The sequence below is a fragment of the Pseudochrobactrum algeriensis genome (assembly GCF_018436245.1).
Taxonomy (GTDB): Bacteria; Pseudomonadota; Alphaproteobacteria; order Rhizobiales; family Rhizobiaceae; genus Pseudochrobactrum; species Pseudochrobactrum saccharolyticum.
Genome location: NZ_CP075361.1, coordinates 1,952,874 through 1,977,208 on the forward strand (window position 1 = coordinate 1,952,874; position 24,335 = coordinate 1,977,208).

General features: G+C 51.6%; 27 protein-coding genes. 1 reads left to right on the forward strand and 26 read right to left on the reverse strand.

What is annotated here, in order from left to right; all coding sequences use genetic code 11:
- Window positions 1–18: 18 nt before the first annotated feature.
- The 18 genes from rplE to rpsL form a co-directional block, all read right to left on the reverse strand.
- A complete protein-coding gene (gene rplE / locus KHQ09_RS11175; RefSeq protein ID WP_213598281.1) occupies window positions 19–576 on the reverse strand; it encodes a 50S ribosomal protein L5 in 558 nt (185 codons plus the stop codon).
- Window positions 569–880 carry a 50S ribosomal protein L24 gene (gene rplX, locus KHQ09_RS11180; RefSeq protein ID WP_022710949.1) on the reverse strand — a complete coding sequence of 104 codons (312 nt, stop codon included), beginning with the start codon at window positions 878–880 and terminating at the stop codon, window positions 569–571. The genes rplE and rplX overlap by 8 nt, the downstream gene beginning before the upstream one ends.
- Before the next feature lie 13 nt (window positions 881–893).
- Complete coding sequence (gene rplN / locus KHQ09_RS11185; protein ID WP_022710948.1) at window positions 894–1,262, reverse strand: 50S ribosomal protein L14; 369 nt, start codon at window positions 1,260–1,262, stop codon at window positions 894–896.
- Window positions 1,263–1,341: 79 nt separating this feature from the next.
- Complete coding sequence (rpsQ, locus tag KHQ09_RS11190; protein ID WP_022710947.1) at window positions 1,342–1,572, reverse strand: 30S ribosomal protein S17; 231 nt, start codon at window positions 1,570–1,572, stop codon at window positions 1,342–1,344.
- A 12-nt stretch (window positions 1,573–1,584) separates the two neighbouring features.
- Window positions 1,585–1,785: a 50S ribosomal protein L29 gene (rpmC, locus tag KHQ09_RS11195; protein ID WP_022710946.1), complete on the reverse strand. Its 201-nt coding sequence runs from the start codon at window positions 1,783–1,785 to the stop codon at window positions 1,585–1,587.
- An 11-nt stretch (window positions 1,786–1,796) separates the two neighbouring features.
- The gene (gene rplP / locus KHQ09_RS11200; protein ID WP_022710945.1) at window positions 1,797–2,210 is read right to left on the reverse strand and encodes a 50S ribosomal protein L16; all 414 of its coding nucleotides are present in this window, start codon (window positions 2,208–2,210) and stop codon (window positions 1,797–1,799) included.
- Window positions 2,211–2,249: 39 nt separating this feature from the next.
- Window positions 2,250–2,960: a 30S ribosomal protein S3 gene (rpsC, locus tag KHQ09_RS11205; RefSeq protein ID WP_022710944.1), complete on the reverse strand. Its 711-nt coding sequence runs from the start codon at window positions 2,958–2,960 to the stop codon at window positions 2,250–2,252.
- Window positions 2,960–3,349, reverse strand: a complete 390-nt coding sequence (gene rplV / locus KHQ09_RS11210; protein WP_022710943.1) for a 50S ribosomal protein L22 — start codon at window positions 3,347–3,349, stop codon at window positions 2,960–2,962. Before rplV ends, rpsC begins: the two co-directional genes overlap by 1 nt.
- Before the next feature lie 2 nt (window positions 3,350–3,351).
- Entirely contained in the window at window positions 3,352–3,630 is a 279-nt protein-coding gene (gene rpsS, locus KHQ09_RS11215) for a 30S ribosomal protein S19 (RefSeq protein WP_022710942.1), read from the reverse strand.
- 15 nt (window positions 3,631–3,645) lie between these two features.
- Entirely contained in the window at window positions 3,646–4,479 is an 834-nt protein-coding gene (rplB, locus tag KHQ09_RS11220; protein WP_022710941.1) for a 50S ribosomal protein L2, read from the reverse strand.
- A gap of 20 nt (window positions 4,480–4,499) precedes the next feature.
- On the reverse strand, window positions 4,500–4,793 hold the full coding sequence (locus KHQ09_RS11225; protein WP_022710940.1) for a 50S ribosomal protein L23: 294 nt from the start codon (window positions 4,791–4,793) through the stop codon (window positions 4,500–4,502).
- On the reverse strand, window positions 4,790–5,410 hold the full coding sequence (gene rplD, locus KHQ09_RS11230) for a 50S ribosomal protein L4 (protein ID WP_022710939.1): 621 nt from the start codon (window positions 5,408–5,410) through the stop codon (window positions 4,790–4,792). The genes KHQ09_RS11225 and rplD overlap by 4 nt, the downstream gene beginning before the upstream one ends.
- Window positions 5,410–6,138: a 50S ribosomal protein L3 gene (gene rplC / locus KHQ09_RS11235; RefSeq protein ID WP_022710938.1), complete on the reverse strand. Its 729-nt coding sequence runs from the start codon at window positions 6,136–6,138 to the stop codon at window positions 5,410–5,412. Before rplC ends, rplD begins: the two co-directional genes overlap by 1 nt.
- A 26-nt stretch (window positions 6,139–6,164) precedes the next feature.
- On the reverse strand, window positions 6,165–6,473 hold the full coding sequence (gene rpsJ, locus KHQ09_RS11240) for a 30S ribosomal protein S10 (RefSeq protein ID WP_002964363.1): 309 nt from the start codon (window positions 6,471–6,473) through the stop codon (window positions 6,165–6,167).
- A gap of 81 nt (window positions 6,474–6,554) precedes the next feature.
- Window positions 6,555–7,730, reverse strand: coding sequence for an elongation factor Tu (tuf, locus tag KHQ09_RS11245; protein ID WP_022710937.1), 1,176 nt, complete (start codon window positions 7,728–7,730; stop codon window positions 6,555–6,557).
- 64 nt (window positions 7,731–7,794) lie between these two features.
- Window positions 7,795–9,879 carry an elongation factor G gene (fusA, locus tag KHQ09_RS11250; protein ID WP_022709961.1) on the reverse strand — a complete coding sequence of 695 codons (2,085 nt, stop codon included), beginning with the start codon at window positions 9,877–9,879 and terminating at the stop codon, window positions 7,795–7,797.
- A gap of 30 nt (window positions 9,880–9,909) precedes the next feature.
- A complete protein-coding gene (gene rpsG, locus KHQ09_RS11255) occupies window positions 9,910–10,380 on the reverse strand; it encodes a 30S ribosomal protein S7 (protein ID WP_022709962.1) in 471 nt (156 codons plus the stop codon).
- 69 nt (window positions 10,381–10,449) lie between these two features.
- Window positions 10,450–10,821 carry a 30S ribosomal protein S12 gene (gene rpsL, locus KHQ09_RS11260; protein ID WP_022709963.1) on the reverse strand — a complete coding sequence of 124 codons (372 nt, stop codon included), beginning with the start codon at window positions 10,819–10,821 and terminating at the stop codon, window positions 10,450–10,452.
- 502 nt (window positions 10,822–11,323) lie between these two features.
- On the opposite strand from rpsL, the gene KHQ09_RS11265 reads away from it, so the two are divergent.
- Window positions 11,324–11,632, forward strand: coding sequence for a hypothetical protein (locus tag KHQ09_RS11265; protein WP_022709964.1), 309 nt, complete (start codon window positions 11,324–11,326; stop codon window positions 11,630–11,632).
- 125 nt (window positions 11,633–11,757) lie between these two features.
- Here KHQ09_RS11265 and rpoC read toward each other — a convergent pair whose 3' ends face one another.
- From rpoC to secE, 8 genes are all read right to left on the reverse strand, one after another.
- On the reverse strand, window positions 11,758–15,960 hold the full coding sequence (gene rpoC / locus KHQ09_RS11270) for a DNA-directed RNA polymerase subunit beta' (protein ID WP_213598283.1): 4,203 nt from the start codon (window positions 15,958–15,960) through the stop codon (window positions 11,758–11,760).
- Window positions 15,961–16,205: 245 nt separating this feature from the next.
- Window positions 16,206–20,342: a DNA-directed RNA polymerase subunit beta gene (rpoB, locus tag KHQ09_RS11275; protein ID WP_213598285.1), complete on the reverse strand. Its 4,137-nt coding sequence runs from the start codon at window positions 20,340–20,342 to the stop codon at window positions 16,206–16,208.
- A gap of 298 nt (window positions 20,343–20,640) precedes the next feature.
- Window positions 20,641–21,012, reverse strand: coding sequence for a 50S ribosomal protein L7/L12 (gene rplL / locus KHQ09_RS11280; protein WP_075657645.1), 372 nt, complete (start codon window positions 21,010–21,012; stop codon window positions 20,641–20,643).
- Window positions 21,013–21,063: 51 nt separating this feature from the next.
- Window positions 21,064–21,582 carry a 50S ribosomal protein L10 gene (rplJ, locus tag KHQ09_RS11285; protein ID WP_022709968.1) on the reverse strand — a complete coding sequence of 173 codons (519 nt, stop codon included), beginning with the start codon at window positions 21,580–21,582 and terminating at the stop codon, window positions 21,064–21,066.
- Between the two features lie 374 nt (window positions 21,583–21,956).
- Window positions 21,957–22,655, reverse strand: coding sequence for a 50S ribosomal protein L1 (rplA, locus tag KHQ09_RS11290; protein ID WP_075657644.1), 699 nt, complete (start codon window positions 22,653–22,655; stop codon window positions 21,957–21,959).
- Window positions 22,656–22,659: 4 nt separating this feature from the next.
- Window positions 22,660–23,088, reverse strand: coding sequence for a 50S ribosomal protein L11 (gene rplK, locus KHQ09_RS11295; RefSeq protein WP_022709970.1), 429 nt, complete (start codon window positions 23,086–23,088; stop codon window positions 22,660–22,662).
- Between the two features lie 175 nt (window positions 23,089–23,263).
- On the reverse strand, window positions 23,264–23,794 hold the full coding sequence (gene nusG / locus KHQ09_RS11300; protein WP_213598287.1) for a transcription termination/antitermination protein NusG: 531 nt from the start codon (window positions 23,792–23,794) through the stop codon (window positions 23,264–23,266).
- 50 nt (window positions 23,795–23,844) lie between these two features.
- Window positions 23,845–24,045 (reverse strand): preprotein translocase subunit SecE, encoded by a 201-nt coding sequence (gene secE, locus KHQ09_RS11305; RefSeq protein WP_022709972.1) that lies wholly within the window; start codon window positions 24,043–24,045, stop codon window positions 23,845–23,847.
- Window positions 24,046–24,335 lie beyond the last annotated feature (290 nt).

Below are 24,335 nucleotides of genomic sequence, written 5' to 3' on the forward strand. Positions count from 1 at the left end.
ACCTCGCTACGCTTGCCGTTACTGGCGGAACGGGAAGTTGAAGGCGCGCAGAAGAGCGCGGGCTTCATCATCCGTTGGTGCAGTCGTGCAAACGATGATGTCCATGCCCCAGATCTGATCAACTTTATCGTAGTTGATTTCTGGAAACACGATGTGTTCCTTGATACCCATGGCGAAGTTGCCACGACCGTCAAAGCTTTTAGGATTCAGACCGCGGAAGTCGCGAACGCGTGGAAGCGCGATCGTGATCAGACGATCCAAAAATTCGTACATACGCTCACCACGCAGGGTGACTTTCGTACCGATCGGCATATCTTCACGGAGTTTGAAGGTAGCGATCGAGTTGCGTGCACGGGTGACAACGGCTTTCTGACCGGCGATCTGAGACAGATCTTCGGCAGCACGCGCAGGCTTTTTGGAGTCTGCAGTGGCTTCGCCAACACCCATATTGATTACAACTTTCGAAACGCGTGGAATCTGCATTTCGTTGCTGTATTTGAACTCTTCAAGCATAGCTTTACGGATTGTATCCTTATAAAGCGTCTTGAAGCGTGGCTCATTCTTTGCTTCAGCCATCGATCGACTCTCCGGAACGTTTTGCTACGCGTACCTTCTTGCCGTCTTTTTCGACGAAACCAACGCGGGTTGGTTTACCGTCTTTAGGATCAGCAATCGCCAGGTTTGACAGATGGATTGCGGCTTCTTTCGAAATAATGCCGGCTTCCTGAGTCTGTGTCTGACGCTGATGGCGCTTAACAATATTGATACCGCTTACGAAAGCCTGATCTTCTTTCGGCAAGACCTTGATCACTTCACCGGTACGGCCCTTGTCCTTACCGGCAAGCACAACAACGCGGTCGCCTTTGCGAATCTTTTGCATCGTCGAACTTCCCTTACAGAACTTCTGGAGCCAGCGAGATGATCTTCATGTGGCTCTTAGCGCGAAGTTCACGCGGAACCGGTCCGAAGATACGTGTGCCGATAGGCTCTTTCTTGTTGTCAATCAAAACAGCAGCATTGTTATCAAAACGGATAACGCTACCATCTGGGCGACGAATGTCTTTGGCTGTGCGAACCACAACCGCTTTCATTACGTCACCTTTTTTAACGCGGCCACGAGGAATCGCTTCCTTGATGGACACCACAATGATGTCACCAACGGAAGCGTATTTCCGTTTCGAGCCGCCCAGCACCTTGATGCACATGACACGACGTGCGCCGGAGTTATCCGCCACGTCGAGGTTTGTTTGCATCTGAATCATGACTGGCCGCCTTCTTATCTCTCAGCTGGTTAAGGGCTCCTGCCCTACCTAAGCTGCGTGTTTAATGTTAGCCCGTTGCTTAGTTCGCGAGAACTACCCAACGTTTGTCTTTCGAAATTGGAGCAGATTCCTGAATGGAAACCTGATCACCAACCTTGAACTGGTTGTTTTCGTCATGCGCTTTGTACTTCTTCGATTGACGAATAATCTTCTGAAGCAGTGGATGCGCGAAACGGCGCTCCACTTTAACAACGACAGTTTTGTCGTTCTTGTCGCTGACGACAACGCCCTGCAGAATGCGTTTAGGCATTATTTAAATTCCTTATGCCTTGCTTTCGGCCGCCTTCTGGCGGGCAATAGTCTTAATACGTGCGATGTCGCGGCGAACCTGCTTCACACGTGCGGTTTTTTCTAACTGACCAGTGGCTTTCTGAAAGCGCAGGTTAAACTGCTCTTTCTTCAATCCACCCAACTGTTCAGTCAGCTGGTCGAGGCTTTTCGCCCGGATGTCTGCGGCTTTCATAGCTGTCTCTCTTATTCAGCGATGCGTTGAATAAAACGCGTCTTGATCGGCAGCTTCGCAGCTCCGAGTCGGAGAGCTTCACGTGCCACATCTTCAGGTACGCCGTCAAGCTCAAACATAACACGACCTGGTGCTACGCGGCATGCCCAGTAATCAACTGAACCCTTACCTTTACCCATACGGACTTCGGTAGGCTTGGAAGTTACTGGCAGATCCGGGAAGATCCGGATCCATACACGACCGGCACGTTTCATGTGACGGGTAATAGCGCGGCGAGCGGCTTCGATCTGACGTGCGGTAACGCGTTCAGGCTCGACTGCCTTCAGACCGAAAGCACCGAAGTTCAGATCCGTACCGCCCTTGGATTCACCGTGAATACGGCCCTTGAACTGCTTACGGAACTTTGTGCGCTTAGGCTGCAACATTGTTCTCTACTCCAATATTCTAACCGAAAACGCTTAAAATTAAGCGTTTTCGCGGCGGCGGTTCGACTGCGGACCCTGAGCGTCGGCTTCAATCGCACGACGTTCGGAAGCCATTGGGTCATGCTCAAGGATTTCGCCTTTGAATACCCAAACTTTCACGCCGCAGATACCGTAAGCGGTCTGTGCTTCAGCTGTACCGTAGTCAATATCAGCGCGCAGAGTGTGAAGAGGAACGCGACCTTCACGGTACCATTCCATACGAGCAATTTCTGCACCGCCAAGACGACCCGAACAATTAATACGGATGCCTTCTGCGCCGAGACGCATTGCGGACTGAACAGCACGCTTCATAGCGCGACGGAATGCCACGCGGCGTTCCAGCTGCTGAGTGATCGACTGAGCAATCAGGGTAGCGTCAACTTCTGGCTTGCGAACTTCAACAATGTTGAGAACCGCATCAGAGTTGGTCATATCGGAGAGCTTCTTACGGAGCTTTTCGATATCTGCACCCTTCTTACCGATAATGATGCCCGGACGAGCCGAGTGAATGGTCACACGGCACTTCTTGTGCGGACGTTCAATCACGATTTTGGAGATCGCAGCCTGCTTGAGTTCTTCAGTCAGGTATTTGCGGATCTTCAGATCTTCATGAAGGAGCTTACCGTATTCGCCGGTATTCGCGTACCAACGCGAATCCCAGGTACGGTTAATGCCCAGACGAAGACCGATCGGATTAATCTTCTGGCCCATTATGCGGCCTCCCCTTTTTCGGCGACTTCGCGGACAACGATGGTCAGGTGAGAGAACGGACGTTCAATCCGGCTCGCCTTACCACGGCCACGCACATGAAAGCGCTTCATGACGATCGACTTGCCAACAGAAGCTTCCGCGACGATCAAAGCATCAACATCGAGGTCGTGATTGTTTTCTGCGTTGGCGATTGCCGATTCAAGCGTCTTCTTAACTGTCTCTGCAATGCGCTTGCGCGAGAATGACAGATCAGCAAGTGCCGCGTTGACTTTCTTGCCGCGGATCAGAGCCGCGACAAGATTAAGTTTCTGCGGGCTAACGCGAATCGTGCGGGCGACGGCTTTCGCCTCGTTATCCTTAAGCTGGCGCGGAGCCTTGGCCTTGCCCATACTTACTTCCTCTTCGCTTTCTTGTCCGCACCGTGACCGTAATAGGTACGGGTTGGAGCGAATTCACCGAACTTGTGTCCGACCATTTCTTCGGAGATGGACACAGGAATGTGTTTATTACCGTTGTATACACCAAAGGTCAGGCCAACAAACTGCGGCAGGATCGTGGAGCGACGGCTCCAGATCTTGATGACCTCATTACGACCGCCGGAGCGTACCTTCTCAGCCTTCTTGAGAAGATAGCCGTCAATAAACGGTCCTTTCCAAACTGAACGAGCCACTTTAGACTACCTCTCTTATTTCTTACGCTGATGACGCGAACGCATGATGAATTTGTCCGTCGCCTTGTTCGAGCGTGTCTTCTTGCCCTTCGTAGGCTTGCCCCACGGAGTAACAGGATGACGACCACCCGAGGTACGACCTTCACCACCACCGTGTGGGTGATCAACCGGGTTCATGGCAACGCCGCGTACGTGTGGACGCTTACCGCGCCATACGGAACGACCGGCTTTACCGTCGTTGGTGTTGCCGTGATCCGGATTGGATACAGCGCCAACAGTTGCGAGACAACCGGAATGTACCAGACGCTGTTCACCGGAGTTCAGGCGAAGGATCGCCATGCCCTGGTCACGGCCAACGAGCTGTGCATAGGTACCGGCCGAGCGAGCGATCTGACCGCCCTTGCCTGGCTTCATTTCCACGTTGTGGATGATGGTACCAACCGGCATCGCACCGAGTGGCATCGCGTTACCTGGCTTAACGTCAACCTGTGCGCCGGAGATAACCTTGTCGCCGACAGCAAGACGCTGTGGTGCCAGGATGTAGCTCAGCTCACCGTCTTCGTAGCGGATCAGCGCGATGAATGCGGTACGGTTTGGATCGTATTCCAGACGCTCAACAGTAGCGGACACATCGTGTTTCGTACGCTTGAAATCAATAAAGCGATACGTACGCTTGTGACCACCGCCCTGATAGCGAACAGTGATACGACCGGTGTTGTTACGACCGCCCTTTTTAGTCAAACCTTCGGTCAATGCTTTGACCGGCTTGCCTTTGAAGAGCTCCGAACGATCCACGATGACCAGCTGACGCTGGCCAGGAGTGATCGGGTTAAAGTGCTTGAGTGCCATTGTCTTTACTCCACGGCCTCTCAGAGACCAGTCGAAACGTCGATGCTCTGGCCTTCAGCCAAAGTTACGATCGCTTTCTTGACATCGCTCTGGCGCCCAACAATACCGCGGAAACGCTTCACTTTGCCTTTACGCACAGTGGTGTTCACAGCTGTAACTTTCACGCCGAAAAGCGCTTCTACTGCAGCTTTGATCTCTGGTTTCGTGGCCTTGCGGGCTACGTTAAAGACGATCTGGTTAAATTCGGAAACCATGGTCGACTTTTCGGTAATGACCGGGCTAACGATCACATCATAGTGACGAAGATCTGTCATTTGAAACGCTCCTCGAGGGCTTCGACAGCTGCCTTGGAAAGGACGAGCTTGCCACGGCGAAGAATGTCGTAAACGTTGATGCCCTGTACCGGCAGCACATCAATATTCGGGATATTGGATGCAGCCAGCTTGAAGTTGGCGTCGATTTCCGAACCACCGATCAGCAGTGCGTTTTCCAGACCGAGATTAGCAAACTGGCTTACCAGCAGCTTGGTCTTGGCTTCTGCAGCTGCCAGATCATCAATGATGATCAGATCAGAGGCTTTAACCTTAGCCGAAAGGGCGTGACGCAGAGCCAGAGCACGAACCTTCTTAGGAAGATCATGTGCATGGCTGCGGGCTACAGGGCCATGAGCCTTACCACCGCCACGGAACTGTGGTGCACGAGCGGAATGGTGACGGGCGCGGCCGGTACCCTTCTGCTTGTACATTTTTGCACCGGTACGTGCAACTTCACCACGGGTCAGAGTCTGGTGGGTACCCTGCTGACGGCGAGCGAGCTGCCAAAGGACAACGCGCTGAAGGATGTCATCGCGCGGCTCAAGACCGAAGATTTCTTCGGACAGCTGCACTTTACCGGCATCCTTGCCTTCAAGTGTTGTAATTGTGAGATCCATTATTCGGCTCCCTCAGTCGCTGCAGGTTCTGCAACCGCAGCAGCTTCACCTTTAGCTTGGCGCAGGCCAGCTGGCTTAGGAGCATTTTCTGGCAGCGATACTTTTACAGCATCACGAACATAGATCCATGCACCCTTGGAACCAGGAACAGCACCGCGAACAAGGATCAGGCCGCGATCGAGGTCGGTAGAAACGACTTCGATATTCTGCGTGGTTACACGGGTCTGACCCATGTGACCGGCCATTTTCTTGCCTTTAAATACTTTACCTGGATCCTGACGCTGACCGGTCGAACCATGGGCACGGTGGGATACCGAGTTACCATGAGTTGCGCGGCCGCCGCCGAAGTTGTGACGCTTCATAACACCGGCAAAACCTTTACCGATTGTTGTACCTGTAACGTCAACTTTCTGACCGGCTACAAAATGCTCAGCAGTGATTTCTGCGCCTACATCCAGAAGATTGTCTTCTGAAACGCGGAATTCAGCTACTTTCGCTTTCGGTTCAACTTCAGCCTTCGCGAAGTGACCGCGCAGAGCCTTGGTCGTGTTCTTCACCTTGGCCAATCCTACGCCAAGCTGTACGGCTGTGTAGCCGTTTTTTTCTACTGTGCGCTGAGCTACAACGTGGCAGTTCTCCATGCGGAGTACTGTCACCGGTACATGCTCGCCAGCGTCTGTATAAACGCGGGTCATGCCCAGCTTTTGTGCAATAACACCTGAACGCATCGGTTCGTTCCTTCCGTCCTCAAGCCTTACAGCTTGATCTCGACATCAACACCAGCCGACAGATCCAGCTTCATCAGCGCATCTACAGTCTGTGGGGTTGGGTCAACGATATCGAGAAGACGCTTATGAGTGCGCATCTCGAACTGCTCGCGGCTCTTCTTATCGATGTGCGGCGACCGGTTAACTGTGAACTTTTCGATCCGTGTTGGCAGAGGGATCGGTCCGCGCACATTGGCACCGGTACGCTTGGCAGTCGACACGATTTCGCGGGTCGAAGCGTCAAGGATCCGATGGTCAAACGCCTTAAGGCGAATGCGGATATTTTGACCGTTCATTTGATTTGTTCCTTATTACGCGGGACGTTTGGCTTTGAAGATGATTTTAAACCACCAAACCAAACGCCCTGCACAAATCTATTATTCGATGATCGAAGCGACGATACCTGCACCAACGGTGCGGCCACCTTCACGGATCGCGAAACGGAGTTTTTCTTCCATAGCGATTGGCACGATCAGCGCAACATCAACAGTTACGTTGTCGCCCGGCATAACCATTTCCACGCCTTCTGGCAAGGTCACAATACCGGTTACGTCAGTTGTACGGAAGTAGAACTGCGGACGGTAGTTTGTGAAGAATGGTGTATGACGGCCACCTTCGTCTTTGGTCAGAATATAAGCTTCTGCCTTGAACTTGGTGTGTGGCTTAACCGAACCTGGCTTGCAGAGAACCTGACCACGTTCAACGTCATCACGACCTACACCGCGAACCAGTGCACCGATGTTGTCGCCGGCCTGGCCCTGATCGAGCAGCTTGCGGAACATTTCAACGCCGGTAACAGTTGTCTTGCCGGTAGCTTTGATACCAACGATTTCAACTTCTTCACCAACTTTAACGATACCGCGTTCTACACGACCGGTAACAACTGTACCACGGCCGGAGATCGAGAATACGTCTTCGATTGGCATCAGGAACGGCTGGTCAACAGGACGTTCCGGAGTTGGGATGTAAGCATCAACAGCGGCCATCAGTTCACGAACTGCATCTTCACCGATTGTCTTGTTGCTGTCTTCCAGAGCTGCCAGAGCCGAACCCTTAACAACTGGAATATCATCGCCTGGGAAGTCGTATTTCGACAGAAGTTCACGAACTTCCATTTCTACGAGTTCGAGCAGCTCAGCATCGTCAACCTGATCAACTTTGTTCAGGAACACAACGATTGCAGGCACACCAACCTGACGAGCGAGCAGGATGTGCTCACGGGTCTGTGGCATCGGGCCGTCAGCAGCGTTAACAACCAGGATCGCGCCATCCATCTGCGCAGCACCGGTGATCATGTTCTTAACATAGTCAGCGTGGCCTGGGCAGTCTACGTGTGCGTAGTGGCGGTTTTCTGTTTCATATTCAACGTGCGAGGTCGAAATGGTGATACCGCGGGCTTTTTCTTCCGGTGCGTTATCGATCTGGTCGTAAGCGCGGAAGTCACCAAAGAATTTGGTGATTGCAGCTGTCAACGAGGTCTTACCATGGTCAACGTGACCGATGGTGCCGATGTTGACGTGTGGTTTAGTACGTTCAAATTTGCTCTTTGCCATCTGAGCTCTCCATAAATTTAGCCTGCTCAGGCATTCTTATTTTAACGAGCGTAAGCCAAAAGGCTTACGCAAACTTCTTCTGGATTTCTGCGGCTACTGCTGCAGGAACCGGCTCATAATGGTCGAACTGCATGGTGTACTGGGCGCGGCCCTGTGACATCGAGCGCAGGTTGTTCACGTAACCAAACATGCTGGCCAGCGGAACATTTGCGTTAACTACAGTAGCAATACCACGGGCTTCAGTACCGGAAATCTGACCACGACGGGAATTCAGATCGCCAATAACGTCACCAACGTAATCCTCAGGAGTCACGACTTCGACCTTCATGATCGGTTCGAGCAACTGAGCGCCGGCTTTCTGTGCACCTTCACGGAATGCTGCACGGGCAGCGATTTCGAAGGCCAGAACAGACGAGTCAACATCGTGGTATGCACCATCGATAAGGGTCGCCTTAACACCGAGCATCGGGAAGCCTGCCAGAGGACCTGCACCCATAACGCTTTCGATACCCTTCTGAACGCCCGGGATGTATTCCTTAGGAACAGCACCACCAACGATCTTGGAATCGAAGATGAAGTCATCGCCTTCATGCGGCTCAAATACGATCTTAACACGAGCGAACTGACCGGAACCACCGGACTGTTTCTTATGTGTATAGTCGATTTCAGCTTTACGGGTGATGCTTTCACGATAGGCAACCTGCGGCTGACCAATGTTAGCTTCAACCTTGAACTCACGACGCATACGGTCAACCAGAATGTCGAGGTGAAGTTCACCCATACCGGCAATAATGGTCTGACCGGATTCTTCGTCCGACTTAACGCGGAATGAAGGATCTTCAGCAGCCAGACGGTTCAGGGCGATACCCATCTTTTCCTGGTCAGCTTTGGTCTTTGGTTCAATCGCGATTTCGATAACCGGATCAGGGAATTCCATACGCTCCAGAATAACAGGCTTCAGCGGATCGCAGAGCGTGTCACCGGTTGTGGTTTCCTTGAGGCCAGCCAGAGCAACGATGTCACCGGCAAATGCTTCTTCGATATCTTCACGGGAGTTCGAGTGCATCTGCAGCATACGGCCGATACGTTCGCGCTTGCCCTTAACAGTGTTTTCGAGAGAAACACCCTTGGTCAGCTTACCCGAGTAAATACGTGCGAAGGTCAGAGAGCCAACGAACGGATCGTTCATGATCTTGAATGCGAGCAGAGAAAGCGGAGCTTCATCTGAAGATTCACGGGTTGTTTCTGTTTCAGTCTTTACGTCGATACCTTTAATCGCAGGTACTTCGTTAGGAGCTGGCAGATAATCAACAACTGCATCCAGAACAGGCTGAATGCCCTTGTTCTTGAATGCGGTGCTGCAAAGTACCGGATGGAACTGAACAGCAATTGTACCCTTACGGATCAGTGCACGCAGCTCATCATTGGTTGGCAGAGTGCCTTCCAGATAAGCTTCCATTGCAGCTTCATCGATTTCAACAGCAGTTTCGATCAGCTTTTCGCGATATTCTTCTGCTTTTGCCTGAAGGTCAGCAGGAATTTCACCAACCTGCGTCGGAGCGCCGATTGAGCCATCCCATGTCAGGGCCTTCATCTCAACGAGATCGATCACACCGCCAAATTCGTTTTCAGCACCGATTGGCAGCTGAATAACGAGAGCAGTTGCACCCAGACGGGTTTTGATCATTTCTACGCAGCGATAGAAATCCGCACCGATCTTGTCCATTTTATTGACAAGAACCATACGTGGTACGTGGTATTTCTCAGCCTGACGCCATACGGTTTCAGTCTGCGGCTCTACACCGGCGTTAGCATCGAGAAGTGCGATCGCACCATCGAGAACGCGCAGGGAACGCTCAACTTCAATCGTGAAGTCAACGTGACCAGGAGTATCGATGATGTTGAAGCGACGCTTCTTGCCATCACGGCCTTCCCAGAATGTGGTGGTCGCAGCAGAAGTAATCGTGATACCACGTTCCTGCTCCTGCTCCATCCAGTCCATTGTGGAGGCGCCGTCGTGCGTTTCACCGATTTTATGGTTCTTACCTGTGTAGAACAGGATACGCTCAGTCGTTGTCGTTTTACCGGCATCGATGTGCGCCATAATACCGAAATTACGGTAGTCTTCGATTTTATATTCGCGGGCCATAATATTTGCTCTTTGAATAGAGTTCGACGATTACCAGCGGTAATGCGAGAATGCGCGGTTAGCTTCAGCCATACGGTGCGTATCTTCACGCTTCTTAACAGCCGAACCACGGTTGTTTGCAGCATCAAGCAATTCGCCGGACAGACGATCAATCATCGTTGTTTCGTTGCGGTTGCGAGCGGCATTGATCAGCCAGCGGATTGCCAGCGCCTGACGACGGTCAGGGCGAACATCAACAGGAACCTGATAAGTCGCACCACCAACACGGCGGGAGCGCACTTCCACATGCGGCGCAACATTGTCGAGCGCCTGATGGAACATCACCAGACCATCCTGCTTAGCTTTCGCCTCAACAGAATCCAGAGCACCGTAAACGATGGACTCTGCAACAGATTTCTTACCATGAAGCATGATTGCGTTCATGAATTTGGTCACAACCAGATCACCAAACTTTGGATCCGGATTGATTTCACGCTTTTCAGCACTGTGACGACGGGACATATTTGTCTCTTTAATTACATCGGGCTCAACTCACCTGAGGATCAGGTGGCCGGTATCCCCGGAAAATTATTATTTAGGACGCTTAGCACCATACAGCGAACGACGCTGCTTACGGTTTTTAACACCCTGGGTATCGAGCACACCACGGATGATGTGGTAACGCACACCCGGCAAATCCTTGACGCGGCCGCCGCGGATCATAACTACCGAGTGTTCCTGAAGGTTGTGACCTTCACCCGGAATATAACCAATAACTTCAAAGCCGTTGGTCAGACGAATCTTTGCTACTTTACGCAGCGCCGAGTTCGGCTTTTTCGGGGTTGTTGTATAAACGCGGGTACATACGCCGCGCTTCTGTGGGTTTGCCTGCAGAGCAGGAACCTTATTACGCTTAACCTGCGCCTGGCGAGGTTTGCGGATCAGCTGGTTTACGGTAGGCATTGAACCTTCCTCTACTAAATAAACTCGTATCTTTTGCCCAAATGGGCCGTTTCACCGTTATGCATATGCACAAAATCGGACATTGTGCCAACGCTAGCGCTGGCATGCCCGAACAAAAGCAGAGGAAGTTACCTTCATGCGAACGGCAATTTGCATTTTAGATCGTAAAACGAACCCTGTTTGAGACAAACTCCAGAGTATGTCACTCCGGAACAGCCAGCCTCACATCGGCTCAGATGGTGTGCTGATACGCTTAAAGGCGCGTTTCGTCAAGACCGGCAGCGGAGTTTTCTGATTTATGACAGACAAATCGGAATTTCAGCCCTCAAAAGCGGGTAATTTTGTCTGAAATTGCATCACTTGTTATGCAAATCACATAAAATACCGGCAGAATCCTTATCCGACTGTCCTTTTGGATGATTATCTTTTATGCAGACAGTCTGATTCAGCCGTTTCAGGCCCTGATACAGGGCAAGTTTAACCGGAAATTAAGGAATGCCCCGTGTCAGACACAAATCCCGATTCGAATGAAGTGTTTCTCATTATTGCAGATGCATGGAAGGACGGCGAGAGCGATCCCGTCAATGTCCACATCCTGTTGAAATCGGAACCGGAAGAAGATGTCATTCAGGCAACTTTGGAAATCCTTGCCAATGAAGGTTTTGCTGAAGCCGAAATTACCGAAATCGGTACATTGACCGAGCAGCCGGAAGAAGAACCATATTTGAGCGGTTACAATACCGCCCTCTCCGGTCAGGTTGCGATGATCGAGTTTGACGGTTCCCATGAAGATGATGAAGACGAAGAATAATCGTCCCTCACCTTAACGATGAAAAAGCGTCGCTTCATGCGGCGCTTTTTTTATGAACAGTTTCTCCTGCTCGCATACAAAAAAGGCCACCCGAAGGTGGCCTTTTCATTTCTTATAAGGTCGGATTATTCCGCTGCATTATTGGTCATGTCGACCAGCATTGCATTTGCAGCATCCGCACCGGAAGTTTTGCGGCGCTCGTCGATAATCAGATCATCGCGGGCTGTCGCAATACGACGGATCTGGCTCATCATACCGCCGGTACCGGCAGGGATCAGACGACCAACAATCACGTTTTCCTTCAGACCCTGCAGCGTATCCATCTTACCGGCAACTGCGGCTTCGGTCAGAACGCGGGTTGTTTCCTGGAAGGAAGCAGCCGAGATGAAGGAAGGTGTCTGCAACGATGCCTTCGTGATACCGAGCAGAACCGGCAGACCTTCAGCAGGCTTCTTGCCGTCTTCAACCAGACGATCATTGATTTCGTCAAGTTCAATACGGTCAACATGATCGCCCGGAATATAGGTGCTGTCACCGGACTCCGTGATCTCAACCTTCTGCAGCATCTGACGAACGATCACTTCGATATGCTTATCGTTGATCGTCACACCCTGCAGACGGTAGACTTCCTGAATTTCGTTCACGAGGTAAGAAGCAAGTGCTTCCACGCCCTTGATCGCCAGAATGTCATGCGGTGCAGGATTACCGTCGAGAATATAGTCACCCTTTTCGATCGCATCGCCATCCTGAAGATGGAAAGGCTTGCCTTTAGGGATCAGATATTCAACCGGCTCCAGATTATGGTCATTCGGTTCAATAATGATGCGGCGCTTGTTCTTGTAGTCGCGGCCGAAACGGATTGTACCATCAACTTCAGCGATGATCGCATGATCCTTCGGACGACGAGCTTCGAACAGTTCAGCCACGCGTGGCAGACCACCGGTAATATCCTTGGTCTTCGCGCTTTCCATAGGCAGACGGGCAATCACGTCACCGACGCGAACCGTTGCACCTGGCTCAACCGAGAGAATGGTCTCAACGGAGAGCTGGAAGCGGGCTTCACCACCCTTCGACAGTTTCGCAACTTTGCCGTTCTTGTCTTTAACAACGAGAGCAGGCTTCAGATCCGAACCGCGTGGGGTCGAACGCCAGTCAATAACAACGCGCTTGGTGATACCGGTGGATTCATCGGTGTTTTCAGCAACCGACAGACCGTCAACCATATCTTCAAACTCAATCACACCTTCAACTTCGGTGATGATCGGACGGGTATACGGATCCCACTCGGCCAGACGCTGACCGCGTTTCACTGCATCACCGTCATCGACGAACAGGCGCGAACCGTAAGTTACACGATGGCTTGCACGTTCCTTGCCGGATGCATCCATGATGAGAACAGCCATGTTACGGCCCATAACCACCAGATGACCGTCGGAATTGCGAACCACATTGCGGTTACGCAGTGCAACAGTACCTTCATAGGAAGCTTCCAGATAGGAGCTATCCACAACCTGCGCTGTACCACCAAGGTGGAACGTACGCATGGTCAGCTGGGTACCAGGCTCACCGATCGACTGCGCAGCGATAACACCGACAGCTTCACCTTTGTTCACCGGAGTACCGCGTGCAAGGTCACGACCATAGCACTTGCCGCACACGCCGGAGCGGGTGAGACAGGTCAGAGCCGAACGGATACGAACGGTCTGGATACCGGCTTTTTCGATCACTTCCACATGACGCTCTTCGATCATGTCGCCGGAAGCAACAATCAGCTCACCCGTAGCCGGATGATTGATGTCGTCCAGAGCAACACGGCCCAGAATACGCATGCCGAGCGAAGCCACGATCTGACCCGCATCAACGATCGGGTTCATTGTCAGACCAACGGTTGCACCGCAATCCGGTTCAGAAATGATCGCATCCTGCGCAACGTCAACGAGACGGCGTGTCAGATAACCGGAGTTAGCGGTTTTCAGAGCCGTATCGGCCAGACCCTTACGCGCACCGTGTGTCGAGTTGAAGTACTCGTTCACGGTCAGACCTTCTTTAAAGTTCGAGATAATCGGTGTTTCGATAATCTCGCCCGAAGGCTTGGCCATCAGACCGCGCATACCGCCGAGCTGACGCATCTGCGAAGGCGAACCACGGGCACCGGAGTGCGACATCATGTAGATGGAGTTCATCTGCTTCTGACGACCGGTTTCCGGATCGAATTCAACAGCCTTAATGCGGGCCATCATTTCGTCGGCGATCTTGTCAGTCGCTTTACCCCAGGCATCAACAACCTTGTTGTACTTTTCGCCCTGAGTGATCAGGCCGTCATTGTACTGCTGTTCATATTCCTTGGCCAATGCTTCGGTGTCAGCAACGATTTTCGCCTTGGCATCAGGAATGACCATGTCATCCTTACCGAAGGAAATACCGGCACGGCAGGCATGGGCAAAGCCGAGCTGCATCACGCGGTCACAGAAAATCACTGTCTCTTTCTGACCGCAATGACGGTAAACCAGATCGATCATCTTGGAGATGTTCTTCTTGGTCATTTCCTGATTGCAGATATCGAAAGGAACATTGGCGTTCTTCGGCAGCAATTCACCGAGGATCAGACGACCCGGTGTTGTGTCAAAGAGTTTCGATACAGGCTTGCCTTCCGCATCAACAGACTTGAAGCGGCCTTTGATCTTGGTGTGCAGCGTAACGGTCTTGGTTTCCAGCGCATGCTGCAATTCGCCCATATCGGCGAAGACCATGCCCTGACCAGGTTCGTTTTCAGCAACGATCGACAGGTAATAGAGGCCGAGAACCATATCCTGCGACGGCACGATGATCGGAAGACCGTTTGCCGGATGCAGAATGTTGTTGGTCGACATCATCAGAACGCGTGCTTCGAGCTGTGCTTCAAGCGACAGCGGCACGTGAACAGCCATCTGGTCACCGTCGAAGTCCGCGTTAAACGCAGTACAAACAAGCGGGTGCAGCTGGATTGCCTTACCTTCGATCAGCGTTGGTTCGAAAGCCTGAATACCAAGACGGTGCAGCGTCGGCGCGCGGTTAAGCAGAACCGGATGCTCGCGGATAACCTCATCAAGGATATCCCAAACTTCCGGACGTTCTTTTTCAACCAGCTTCTTCGCCTGTTTAACAGTCGAGGAGAAACCCTTGGCGTCAAGACGTGCGTAGATGAACGGCTTGAACAGTTCCAGAGCCATTTTCTTCGGCAGACCGCACTGGTGCAGTTTCAGCTCAGGACCGGTCACGATAACCGAACGACCGGAATAGTCGACGCGCTTGCCCAAAAGGTTCTGACGGAAACGACCCTGCTTACCTTTCAGCATATCCGAAAGCGACTTCAGCGGACGCTTATTCGCACCGGTGATGGTACGACCGCGACGGCCGTTATCGAACAGCGCGTCAACAGCTTCCTGCAGCATACGCTTTTCGTTACGGATAATGATGCCAGGCGCACGAAGCTCCATCAGGCGCTTCAGACGGTTGTTACGGTTGATAACGCGACGGTAAAGGTCGTTCAGATCGGAAGTCGCAAAGCGACCGCCGTCCAGCGGTACAAGCGGACGCAGATCCGGCGGGATCACCGGAACGATCTTCATAATCATCCACTCAGGACGGTTACCGGATTCCATGAAGTTCTCAACGATTTTGAGACGCTTCATCAGCTTCTTGGTCTTCAGTTCCGAGGTGGTTTCGGCCAGATCAGTGCGCAGCTGCACAGCAATCTTGTCGAGTTCCATTGTCGCCAGAAGATCATAAATCGCTTCAGCACCGATCAGCGCTGTGAACTGGTCTTCACCAAATTCATCAACAGCGATCATATATTCTTCTTCCGAAAGCAGCTGATGCTCTTTCAGGGAAGTCAGACCTGGTTCTGTTACGATGTAGTTTTCGAAATACAGAACGCGTTCGATATCCTTCAGCGTCATATCAAGCAATGTGCCGATACGCGAAGGAAGCGACTTCAGGAACCAGATATGGGCAACAGGAGCAGCCAGTTCGATATGGCCCATGCGCTCACGGCGCACGCGTGACAGCGTTACTTCAACGCCGCACTTCTCACAGATAATGCCCTTGTATTTCATGCGCTTGTACTTACCGCACAGGCACTCATAGTCCTTGATCGGGCCGAAGATACGGGCACAGAACAGACCATCGCGTTCAGGTTTGAACGTACGGTAGTTGATCGTTTCTGGCTTTTTGATCTCGCCGTATGACCAGGACAGAATCTTCTCAGGGCTGGCAATCGAAATCCGGATGGAATCGAATGTCTGCACCGGAGCCTGAGGATTGAAAAGATTCATGACCTCTTGGTTCATGCCGTTCTCCTTAGGGCATCATGCTTCACAAAAGTTGGCCTACTTCGCGACAGCATCATGCGTTTGAATCTATAAGCAGAGCAGTATCCGGCACAGGCTTTAGCGCCCTGACACTCTCTGACGGGCAATTGCCCTAATCTGCGCAACGGCCAGACACAGCGCCTGAAACCGTCATTCTTTCAAAACATACTGCCGAATAATGGCAATAATGGCGTGGCGCGGAAAACCGCGTCACGCCTTTGTTTTTACTCTGCTGCGTCAGGCAGCTCTGTCGGCGCTACCAGGTCGCGTGTATCGTCGAGTTCGACATTCAGACCAAGCGAACGCATTTCCTTCACGAGAACGTTGAAGCTCTCCGGAATACCCGCTTCGAATGTATCGTCACCACGTACAATCGCTTCATAAACCTTGGTACGGCCTGCCACGTCATCAGACTTGATGGTGAGCATTTCCTGCAGCGTGTAAGCTGCACCATAGGCTTCAAGCGCCCAGACTTCCATTTCACCGAAGCGCTGACCACCGAACTGCGCCTTACCACCCAGCGGCTGCTGTGTGACGAGCGAGTAAGGTCCGATCGAACGGGCGTGGATCTTATCATCAACCAGGTGGTGCAGTTTGAGCATATAAATATAGCCCATTGTCACCTGACGATCAAAAGGTTCGCCTGTACGGCCGTCATAGAGCGTCGACTGACCGGAAGTTGCCAGACCTGCATCTGCAAGCATCGCATTGATGTCTGCTTCAACAGCACCGTCAAAGACTGGTGTTGCAATCGACACGCCGCGCTTCACCTGATCTGCAAGCATGAGGACACTGTCGTCATCATAAGAGCGAACCGGTTCGTTACGGTCATTGTCCGGATAGATATGTTCCAGAGTGTCACGCAGCGGCTGGATATTTGCGGTCTCTTTATAGACCTCGATCAGTTGCCCGATCTTCTTACCCATACCGGCACATGCCCAGCCCAGATGTGTTTCCAGAATCTGGCCCACATTCATACGGGACGGCACACCCAGAGGGTTAAGCACGATGTCCGCATGGGTACCATCTTCAAGGAACGGCATATCTTCTACTGGCAGAATGCGGGAAACCACACCCTTGTTACCGTGACGGCCGGCCATCTTGTCGCCTGGCTGAATCTTGCGCTTAACAGCAACAAAGACCTTAACCATCTTCATGACGCCCGGAGCCATTTCGTCGCCGCGCTGAACCTTTTCGACCTTATCCATGAAGCGTGTTTCAAGCAGCTTCTTGGATGCGTCATACTGGTTGCGCAGAGCTTCGAGTTCGCTCTGGCTCTTTTCGTCTTCAACGGCAAACTGCCACCACTGGGAACGCGGATATTCAGTCAGGATATCACGGTTGACCGCAACCCCCTTCTTGAAGCCCTTAGGACCAGCAGCAGTAATCTTACCTTCCAGCATATCTGCCAGACGACCATAGGTGTTACGGTCAAGGATAGACTGTTCGTCGTCGCGGTCTTTTGCCAGACGTTCGATTTCTTCACGCTCAATTGCCATTGCGCGTTCATCTTTTTCAACGCCGTGGCGATTGAAAACACGAACTTCCACAACAGTACCGTATGTTCCCGGAGGCATACGCATTGAGGTGTCACGGACGTCAGAAGCCTTTTCACCAAAGATAGCGCGCAGAAGCTTTTCTTCCGGCGTCATCGGGCTTTCACCCTTTGGTGTGATCTTACCGACGAGAATATCGCCAGGATGAACTTCCGCACCGATGTAGACAATACCGGCTTCGTCGAGGTTCTTCAGTGCTTCTTCCGAAACGTTCGGAATATCACGTGTGATTTCCTCAGGTCCGAGCTTGGTATCACGGGCAGCAACTTCGAATTCTTCGATATGGATCGAAGTGAACACGTCATCCGAAACAATCTTTTCAGAAAGCAGGATGGAGTCTTCGTAGTTGTAGCCGTTCCAAGGCATGAACGCGACGAGCACGTTACGGCCAAGCGCCAGATCACCCAGATCGGTCGACGGACCATCAGCAATGATGTCGCCCTTCCCTACACGGTCACCAACGCGCACAAGCGGACGCTGGTTAATGCAGGTGCTCTGGTTGGAGCGCTGGAACTTCATCAGACGGTAAATGTCAACGCCGGACTTCGAAGGATCGAGGTCTTCAGTTGCACGGATAACGATACGTGTCGCATCTACCTGATCAACAATACCGCCGCGGCGTGCACCGATAGCTGCACCGGAGTCACGGGCAACAATCGGCTCCATACCGGTACCGACAAACGGCGCTTCCGCACGTACCAGAGGCACGGCCTGACGCTGCATGTTCGAGCCCATCAGAGCGCGGTTGGCGTCGTCGTTTTCCAGAAACGGAATAAGCGCAGCAGCAACAGAAACCAGCTGCTTCGGCGAAACGTCCATCAGATCCACGTTTTCACGCGGCGCCATCAGAACTTCACCGGCATGACGCGAAATTACGAATTCTTCAACGAATTCACCGTTTTCGCCCACTTCAGCATTGGCCTGAGCAACATAGTGCTTGGCCTCTTCCATAGCGGAAAGATAAACGACATCATTGGTGATCTTACCGTCGATAATTTTACGGTAAGGGCTTTCAATGAAACCATATTTGTTGACGCGCGCAAATGTTGCGAGCGAGTTGATCAGACCGATATTCGGACCTTCCGGTGTTTCAATCGGGCAGATACGGCCGTAATGGGTCGGATGAACGTCGCGGACTTCAAAGCCAGCGCGTTCACGGGTCAGACCACCAGGTCCGAGTGCCGACAGACGGCGCTTATGGGTGATTTCAGACAGCGGGTTGGTCTGATCCATAAACTGCGACAGCTGCGAGGAACCGAAGAATTCACGAACAGCGGCAGCAGCCGGCTTCGCATTAATCAGATCCTGCGGCATGACTGTATCGATTTCGATCGAGGACATACGTTCCTTGATCGCACGTTCCATACGCAGCAGACCGACGCGGTACTGATTTTCCATCAGCTCGCCAACGGAACGCACACGACGGTTGCCGAGATTGTCGATATCGTCGATTTCGCCCTTGCCGTCACGCAGCTCAACGAGCGTCTTGATAACAGCCAGAATGTCGTCTTTACGCAGAACACGAACAGTGTCCGCGGCATCGAGGTCAAGACGCATATTCATCTTAACACGACCAACAGCCGACAGATCGTAACGTTCTGAATCAAACAGCAGCGATTCAAACATCGCTTCTGCGGAATCCATTGTCGGAGGCTCACCCGGACGCATCACGCGATAGATGTCGAACAGCGCATCCTGACGGGACTGGTTCTTGTCAGCAGCCAGCGTATTGCGGATGTAAGCACCCACATTCACATGGTCGATATCAAGAATATTGATCTCGTTGCCACCGGTTTCGAGCAGAATCTTCAGAGTCTTTTCGTCAATTTCATCACCGGCTTCGAGATAGATCTCACCGGTAGCATAGTTGACGATATCCTCTGCCAGATAGGAACCGAGCAGATCATCATCCGTCGCACGGATAGCCTTAACGCCCTTCTCCGCGATCTGCTTGGCAGCGCGCGCAGTCAGCTTACGACCGCTTTCAGCAACAACTTCACCGGTATCAGCATCGAGCATATCGCCGATGATTTTCATACCTTTGAAGCGGTCAGCCGAATACGGAATACGCCAGTTTTCGCCGTCACGTGTATAAGGGACAGCGTTATAGAAGGTCGAAAGAATTTCTTCACCGTCCATACCCAGCGCCATCAGCAGCGATGTGGTAGGGATCTTACGGCGACGGTCGATACGTGCGTATACGATATCCTTGGCATCGAATTCAATATCGAGCCAGGAACCGCGATACGGGATCACGCGCGCAGCAAACAAGAGCTTGCCCGAAGAATGGGTCTTACCTTTATCATGGTCAAAGAACACACCAGGCGAACGGTGCATCTGCGAAACGATAACACGCTCCGTACCATTGACAATAAAGGTACCATTGTCGGTCATGAGCGGCATATCGCCCATATAGACATCCTGTTCCTTGATGTCTTTAATGGACTTTGCGCCTGTATCTTCGTCAATATCAAAAACGATAAGACGCAGTGTCACTTTCAGCGGTGCTGAATAGGTCAGATCACGCTGGCGGCACTCATCCACATCGAACTTTGGCGCGTCGAATTCGTATTTGACGAATTCGAGCATAGAGGCCCCGGAAAAATCCGAGATCGGAAACACCGACTTAAAAACAGCCTGCAAACCTTCGTCAGGACGTCCACCCTTAGGTTCATCGACCATAAGGAACTGGTCATAGGATGCCTTCTGAACCTCAATGAGGTTCGGCATCTGGGCGACTTCTGGAATCTTGCCGAAAAATTTGCGTACGCGCTTACGACCGTTAAAAGAGTGGGTCTGAGCCATCGTCGCTCCTCGTTCTGTGCCTTACGGCGTTCTGAGCCCGTGGGAATACCAGGGCCTGTTGCTTGCCGTCTTACGACGGTCCTATGAACGGGTCAAAACCCGTTTCCTGACAGCTGCTCTTCTGTCAGGAAAAGGGTTTGTAACCGTTTGAACTATAAAATCTGCCACGTATCATGAAAGACATATACAGTTCATTATGCTATCCATTTTTGTTTGTCACCTAAAATCAGATGCTTACAAAAAACGTCCGCTCATAAGCGGAAAACGGCGGGCCGTTAAGCCCGCCGGATCACTCAAATTACTTGAGTTCAACCTTAGCGCCAGCTGCTTCGAGCTGAGCTTTGATTTTTTCAGCTTCGTCTTTCGACGCGCCTTCTTTAACAGCCTTAGGAGCACCTTCTACGAGGTCCTTAGCTTCTTTCAGGCCCAGACCGGTGATCGCGCGAACTTCTTTGATCACGTTGATCTTGTTTGCGCCGCCATCAGCGAGGATAACGTCAAATTCGGTCTTTTCTTCAGCGGCTGGTGCAGCAGCACCGGCAGCAGCAGCAACTGCTACAGGAGCAGCAGCAGATACGCCCCACTTTTCTTCAAGAAGCTTGGACAGTTCTGCAGCTTCCAGAACGGTCAGTGCGGACAGGTCTTCAACGATCTTTGCGAGATCAGCCATTTGTATATTCCTTTGATTAAGGTTTGAACTGTTATAACAGCGAGAACGGCCTTACGCCGCCTCGTTCTTCCGGGCATGTGCGCCGATAACGCGAGCAATTTGACCTGCTGGCGCGCTTGTGAGCACAGCGAGACGGGTGGCTGGTGTCTGAACCATACCAACCAGCTTGGCGCGCAGTTCGTCGAGCGACGGCAGGGAAGCAAGAGCTTTCACGCCTTCTGCATCGAGAGTAGTCGCACCCATAGAACCACCAAGAATGACAAGCTTGTCATTGGTCTTAGCGAATTCTACCGCTACTTTCGGAGCTGCAATCGGATCGATTGCATAAGCAATTACAGTCTGTCCGGTGAACAGATTTGCAATGCCTTCGGACTCCGTGCCCTGAAGAGCGATTTTGGCAAGACGGTTCTTCGCGACTTTAACGGCGCCGCCTGCTGCACGGACTTTTTCGCGAAGATCGCTCATCTGTGCAACTGTGAGACCGCTATAGTGGGCCACGACGACCGAACCGGACTCTTTGAAAGTGCCGTTCAGCCAAGTGACAAATTCGCGCTTTTCCGCTTTTTCCACTGTCTCTCTCCAGTTGATAAGAATACACAGGAGTATTCTTACCGGGTTGCCTTTGCCGGATAGCGTGTAAGAAGTGCTATCCAACTTACGAGGTTCCTGTCCCCTTCCCCTTCACCGCCCGAGAGCAGATCCGGTCAAGGCAACTACGGTTCAAACCTTAAAACACAGCAAAGCTGCAAAAAATAAGGTCATTCCACGTCTCATGCAGGCTCATAAAATTAAGGCGAACCACCTGCAATCTCGGACAGGATACCGGAATTTTACTTCCGGTGATCCGGGCCCAGAGGCCCCGGAAACTTGTTTCAATTCGAATGTCGCAATTACTCGGGCAACATTTGAATCAGGCTTTTACAGATTTATTCCGTAAAAGCAAATCAGGCGATTTTAACGCTCGAAGGTTCAACCTTGACGCCAACGCCCATGGTCGAAGAAACCGCAACGCGCTTCAGGTATTCACCTTTTGCACCGGCTGGCTTGGCTTTCAGAACTGCATCTGCGAAAGCGCGGATGTTTTCTTCCAGAGCCTTAACTTCGAAAGAAGCCTTACCAATACCTGCATGGATGATACCGGCTTTTTCAACGCGGAATTCAACTGCGCCGCCCTTGGAAGCCTTAACAGCACCGGCAACATCAACAGTCACAGTACCGACTTTAGGGTTTGGCATCATGCCGCGCGGGCCGAGAACCTTACCCAGACGGCCAACGAGTGGCATCATGTCGGGGGTAGCAATGCAGCGATCGAAATCGATATTGCCGGCATTGATGGTTTCGAACAGGTCTTCCGCACCAACAATATCCGCACCGGCTTTCTTAGCTTCTTCAGCTTTGTCACCACGGGCAAATACAGCAACGCGAACAGTACGGCCTGTACCGTTTGGCAGATTAACAACGCCGCGAACCATCTGGTCAGCATGACGTGGATCTACACCGAGATTCATCGAAACTTCGATAGTTTCGTCGAATTTCGCAACAGCACGTTCCTTTACGAGACCAAGAGCAGTGCTCAGGTCGTAAAGTTTCATAGGCTCTACGCCTTCACGGATTTTAGCGACACGCTTTGAAATTTTCGCCATCGTATCAGCCTTCCACCTTCAGACCCATCGAACGGGCAGAACCTTCAACCATGCGCATTGCAGCTTCAACGTCAGACGCATTCAGGTCTTTCATTTTGGCTTCAGCAATTTCGCGCACTTTATCACGGGAAACCGTGCCGGCAGAAATCTTGCCAGGCTCTTTCGAACCGGACTTCAGATTAGCAGCCTTCTTGAGGAAGTAGGTTACAGGAGGAGTCTTCATCACGAATGTGAAGGACTTATCCTGATAATAGGTAATCACGACCGGAACAGGCGAACCTTTTTCCATTTCCTGCGTGGCAGCGTTAAATGCCTTACAGAATTCCATGATGTTAATACCGCGCTGACCCAGAGCCGGACCGATTGGCGGCGATGGATTTGCGGCGCCAGCAGCTACCTGAAGCTTCAGCTGGCCTGCAACTTTTTTAGCCATTACTATCTGCCTTTTTTCTTGCCCCTCAGGGCAATGTTAAATGCCTTTACGGCACTCTATCACCACTGCATATGCAGCGTTGCAGCGGGTGGTCCGGTTAACAGAGCGGCTAAGCCTGCGCCCCTTCCACCCAATTTGTCACCTTAGTGACAACTCAGCCCTTAGGCTGAAATGATCAGAGCTTTTCAACCTGACCAAAATCGAGATCAACAGGTGTTGCGCGACCAAAGATCGACACTTCAACCTTCAGACGCGAACGATCATCATCAACTTCCTGCACGATACCGTTGAAGGAAGCGAAAGGACCGTCCGAAACACGAACAGATTCACCCACTTCAAACGATACAGAAGCACGTGGACGCTCAACACCCTCTTCCACCTGGGAAAGAATCTGCTGAACTTCACGGTCACTGATCGGAACAGGCTTCGACTCTGTACCGAGGAAGCCGGTTACGCGCGAGGTATTCTTAATCAGATGATAGACATCATCTGTCAGATTGGCACGAACCAGAACATAGCCCGGAAAGAATTTGCGCTCTGCGTCAACCTTACGGCCGCGGCGCACTTCCACGATCTTTTCTGTAGGTACCAGAATTTTTTCAAAAAGATGAAACAGACCTTTTTGCTTCGCCTTTTCTTCGATTGCTTCAGCAACCTTTTTTTCGAAATTCGAATATGCGTGTACGATATACCAACGCGCAGTCATTATGCTTCTCCCGTATAGCTCACACCAGCCAAATGCCAACCAAGCCTATATTAACGACCGAGACTCAGAAGCAATTCAACGCCATAAGCCATCAACTGATCCGCAAAAAAGAAAAACAGCGCCGCCAGAAAAGCCATAATAACAACCATGACGGTTGAAATAACAGTTTCACGCCGGGTTGGCCACGTTACCTTAGCCGTCTCAGCACGAACCTGACGGAAAAACGTAATCGGATTTGTTTTGGACGCCATTTGCCACTCTGCGCTTGAAAAAAATTAATCCCAATCAAAACAAGCCGTTAAGAATGTATTAATCAGAAAGAACTCACAAGATTACGGCACGTCGGACGAAAACTCAATCCCACGCACCGTTTACGTATTGCCCTACATAGAGCCGATTCCATAAAAAAACAAGCCCATATACTAAGATATAATAAATTCCCGCATATCATGCACGGAAAGTGCATGGCGCCCCTACCCTGCGGCGGGTTAATATTATTTATAAAACGACTGTGCTGACACACAAGACCAGCTCGGCACCT

Coding starts and splice junctions, on each gene's coding strand:
- rplE (WP_213598281.1), bottom strand. CDS start 576: ATGGCTGAAGCAAAGAATGAGCCACGCTTCAAGACGCTTTATAAGGAT.
- rplX (WP_022710949.1), bottom strand. CDS start 880: ATGCAAAAGATTCGCAAAGGCGACCGCGTTGTTGTGCTTGCCGGTAAG.
- rplN (WP_022710948.1), bottom strand. CDS start 1,262: ATGATTCAGATGCAAACAAACCTCGACGTGGCGGATAACTCCGGCGCA.
- rpsQ (WP_022710947.1), bottom strand. CDS start 1,572: ATGCCTAAACGCATTCTGCAGGGCGTTGTCGTCAGCGACAAGAACGAC.
- rpmC (WP_022710946.1), bottom strand. CDS start 1,785: ATGAAAGCCGCAGACATCCGGGCGAAAAGCCTCGACCAGCTGACTGAA.
- rplP (WP_022710945.1), bottom strand. CDS start 2,210: ATGTTGCAGCCTAAGCGCACAAAGTTCCGTAAGCAGTTCAAGGGCCGT.
- rpsC (WP_022710944.1), bottom strand. CDS start 2,960: ATGGGCCAGAAGATTAATCCGATCGGTCTTCGTCTGGGCATTAACCGT.
- rplV (WP_022710943.1), bottom strand. CDS start 3,349: ATGGGCAAGGCCAAGGCTCCGCGCCAGCTTAAGGATAACGAGGCGAAA.
- rplB (WP_022710941.1), bottom strand. CDS start 4,479: ATGGCACTCAAGCACTTTAACCCGATCACTCCTGGCCAGCGTCAGCTG.
- KHQ09_RS11225 (WP_022710940.1), bottom strand. CDS start 4,793: ATGACAGATCTTCGTCACTATGATGTGATCGTTAGCCCGGTCATTACC.
- rplD (WP_022710939.1), bottom strand. CDS start 5,410: ATGGATCTCACAATTACAACACTTGAAGGCAAGGATGCCGGTAAAGTG.
- rplC (WP_022710938.1), bottom strand. CDS start 6,138: ATGCGTTCAGGTGTTATTGCACAAAAGCTGGGCATGACCCGCGTTTAT.
- rpsJ (WP_002964363.1), bottom strand. CDS start 6,473: ATGAACGGTCAAAATATCCGCATTCGCCTTAAGGCGTTTGACCATCGG.
- tuf (WP_022710937.1), bottom strand. CDS start 7,730: ATGGCAAAGAGCAAATTTGAACGTACTAAACCACACGTCAACATCGGC.
- fusA (WP_022709961.1), bottom strand. CDS start 9,879: ATGGCCCGCGAATATAAAATCGAAGACTACCGTAATTTCGGTATTATG.
- rpsG (WP_022709962.1), bottom strand. CDS start 10,380: ATGTCCCGTCGTCACAGTGCTGAAAAGCGTGAAATCAATCCGGATCCA.
- rpsL (WP_022709963.1), bottom strand. CDS start 10,821: ATGCCTACCGTAAACCAGCTGATCCGCAAACCTCGCCAGGCGCAGGTT.
- rpoC (WP_213598283.1), bottom strand. CDS start 15,960: ATGAACCAAGAGGTCATGAATCTTTTCAATCCTCAGGCTCCGGTGCAG.
- rpoB (WP_213598285.1), bottom strand. CDS start 20,342: ATGGCTCAGACCCACTCTTTTAACGGTCGTAAGCGCGTACGCAAATTT.
- rplL (WP_075657645.1), bottom strand. CDS start 21,012: ATGGCTGATCTCGCAAAGATCGTTGAAGACCTGTCCGCACTGACCGTT.
- rplA (WP_075657644.1), bottom strand. CDS start 22,655: ATGGCGAAAATTTCAAAGCGTGTCGCTAAAATCCGTGAAGGCGTAGAG.
- rplK (WP_022709970.1), bottom strand. CDS start 23,088: ATGGCTAAAAAAGTTGCAGGCCAGCTGAAGCTTCAGGTAGCTGCTGGC.
- nusG (WP_213598287.1), bottom strand. CDS start 23,794: ATGACTGCGCGTTGGTATATCGTACACGCATATTCGAATTTCGAAAAA.
- secE (WP_022709972.1), bottom strand. CDS start 24,045: ATGGCGTCCAAAACAAATCCGATTACGTTTTTCCGTCAGGTTCGTGCT.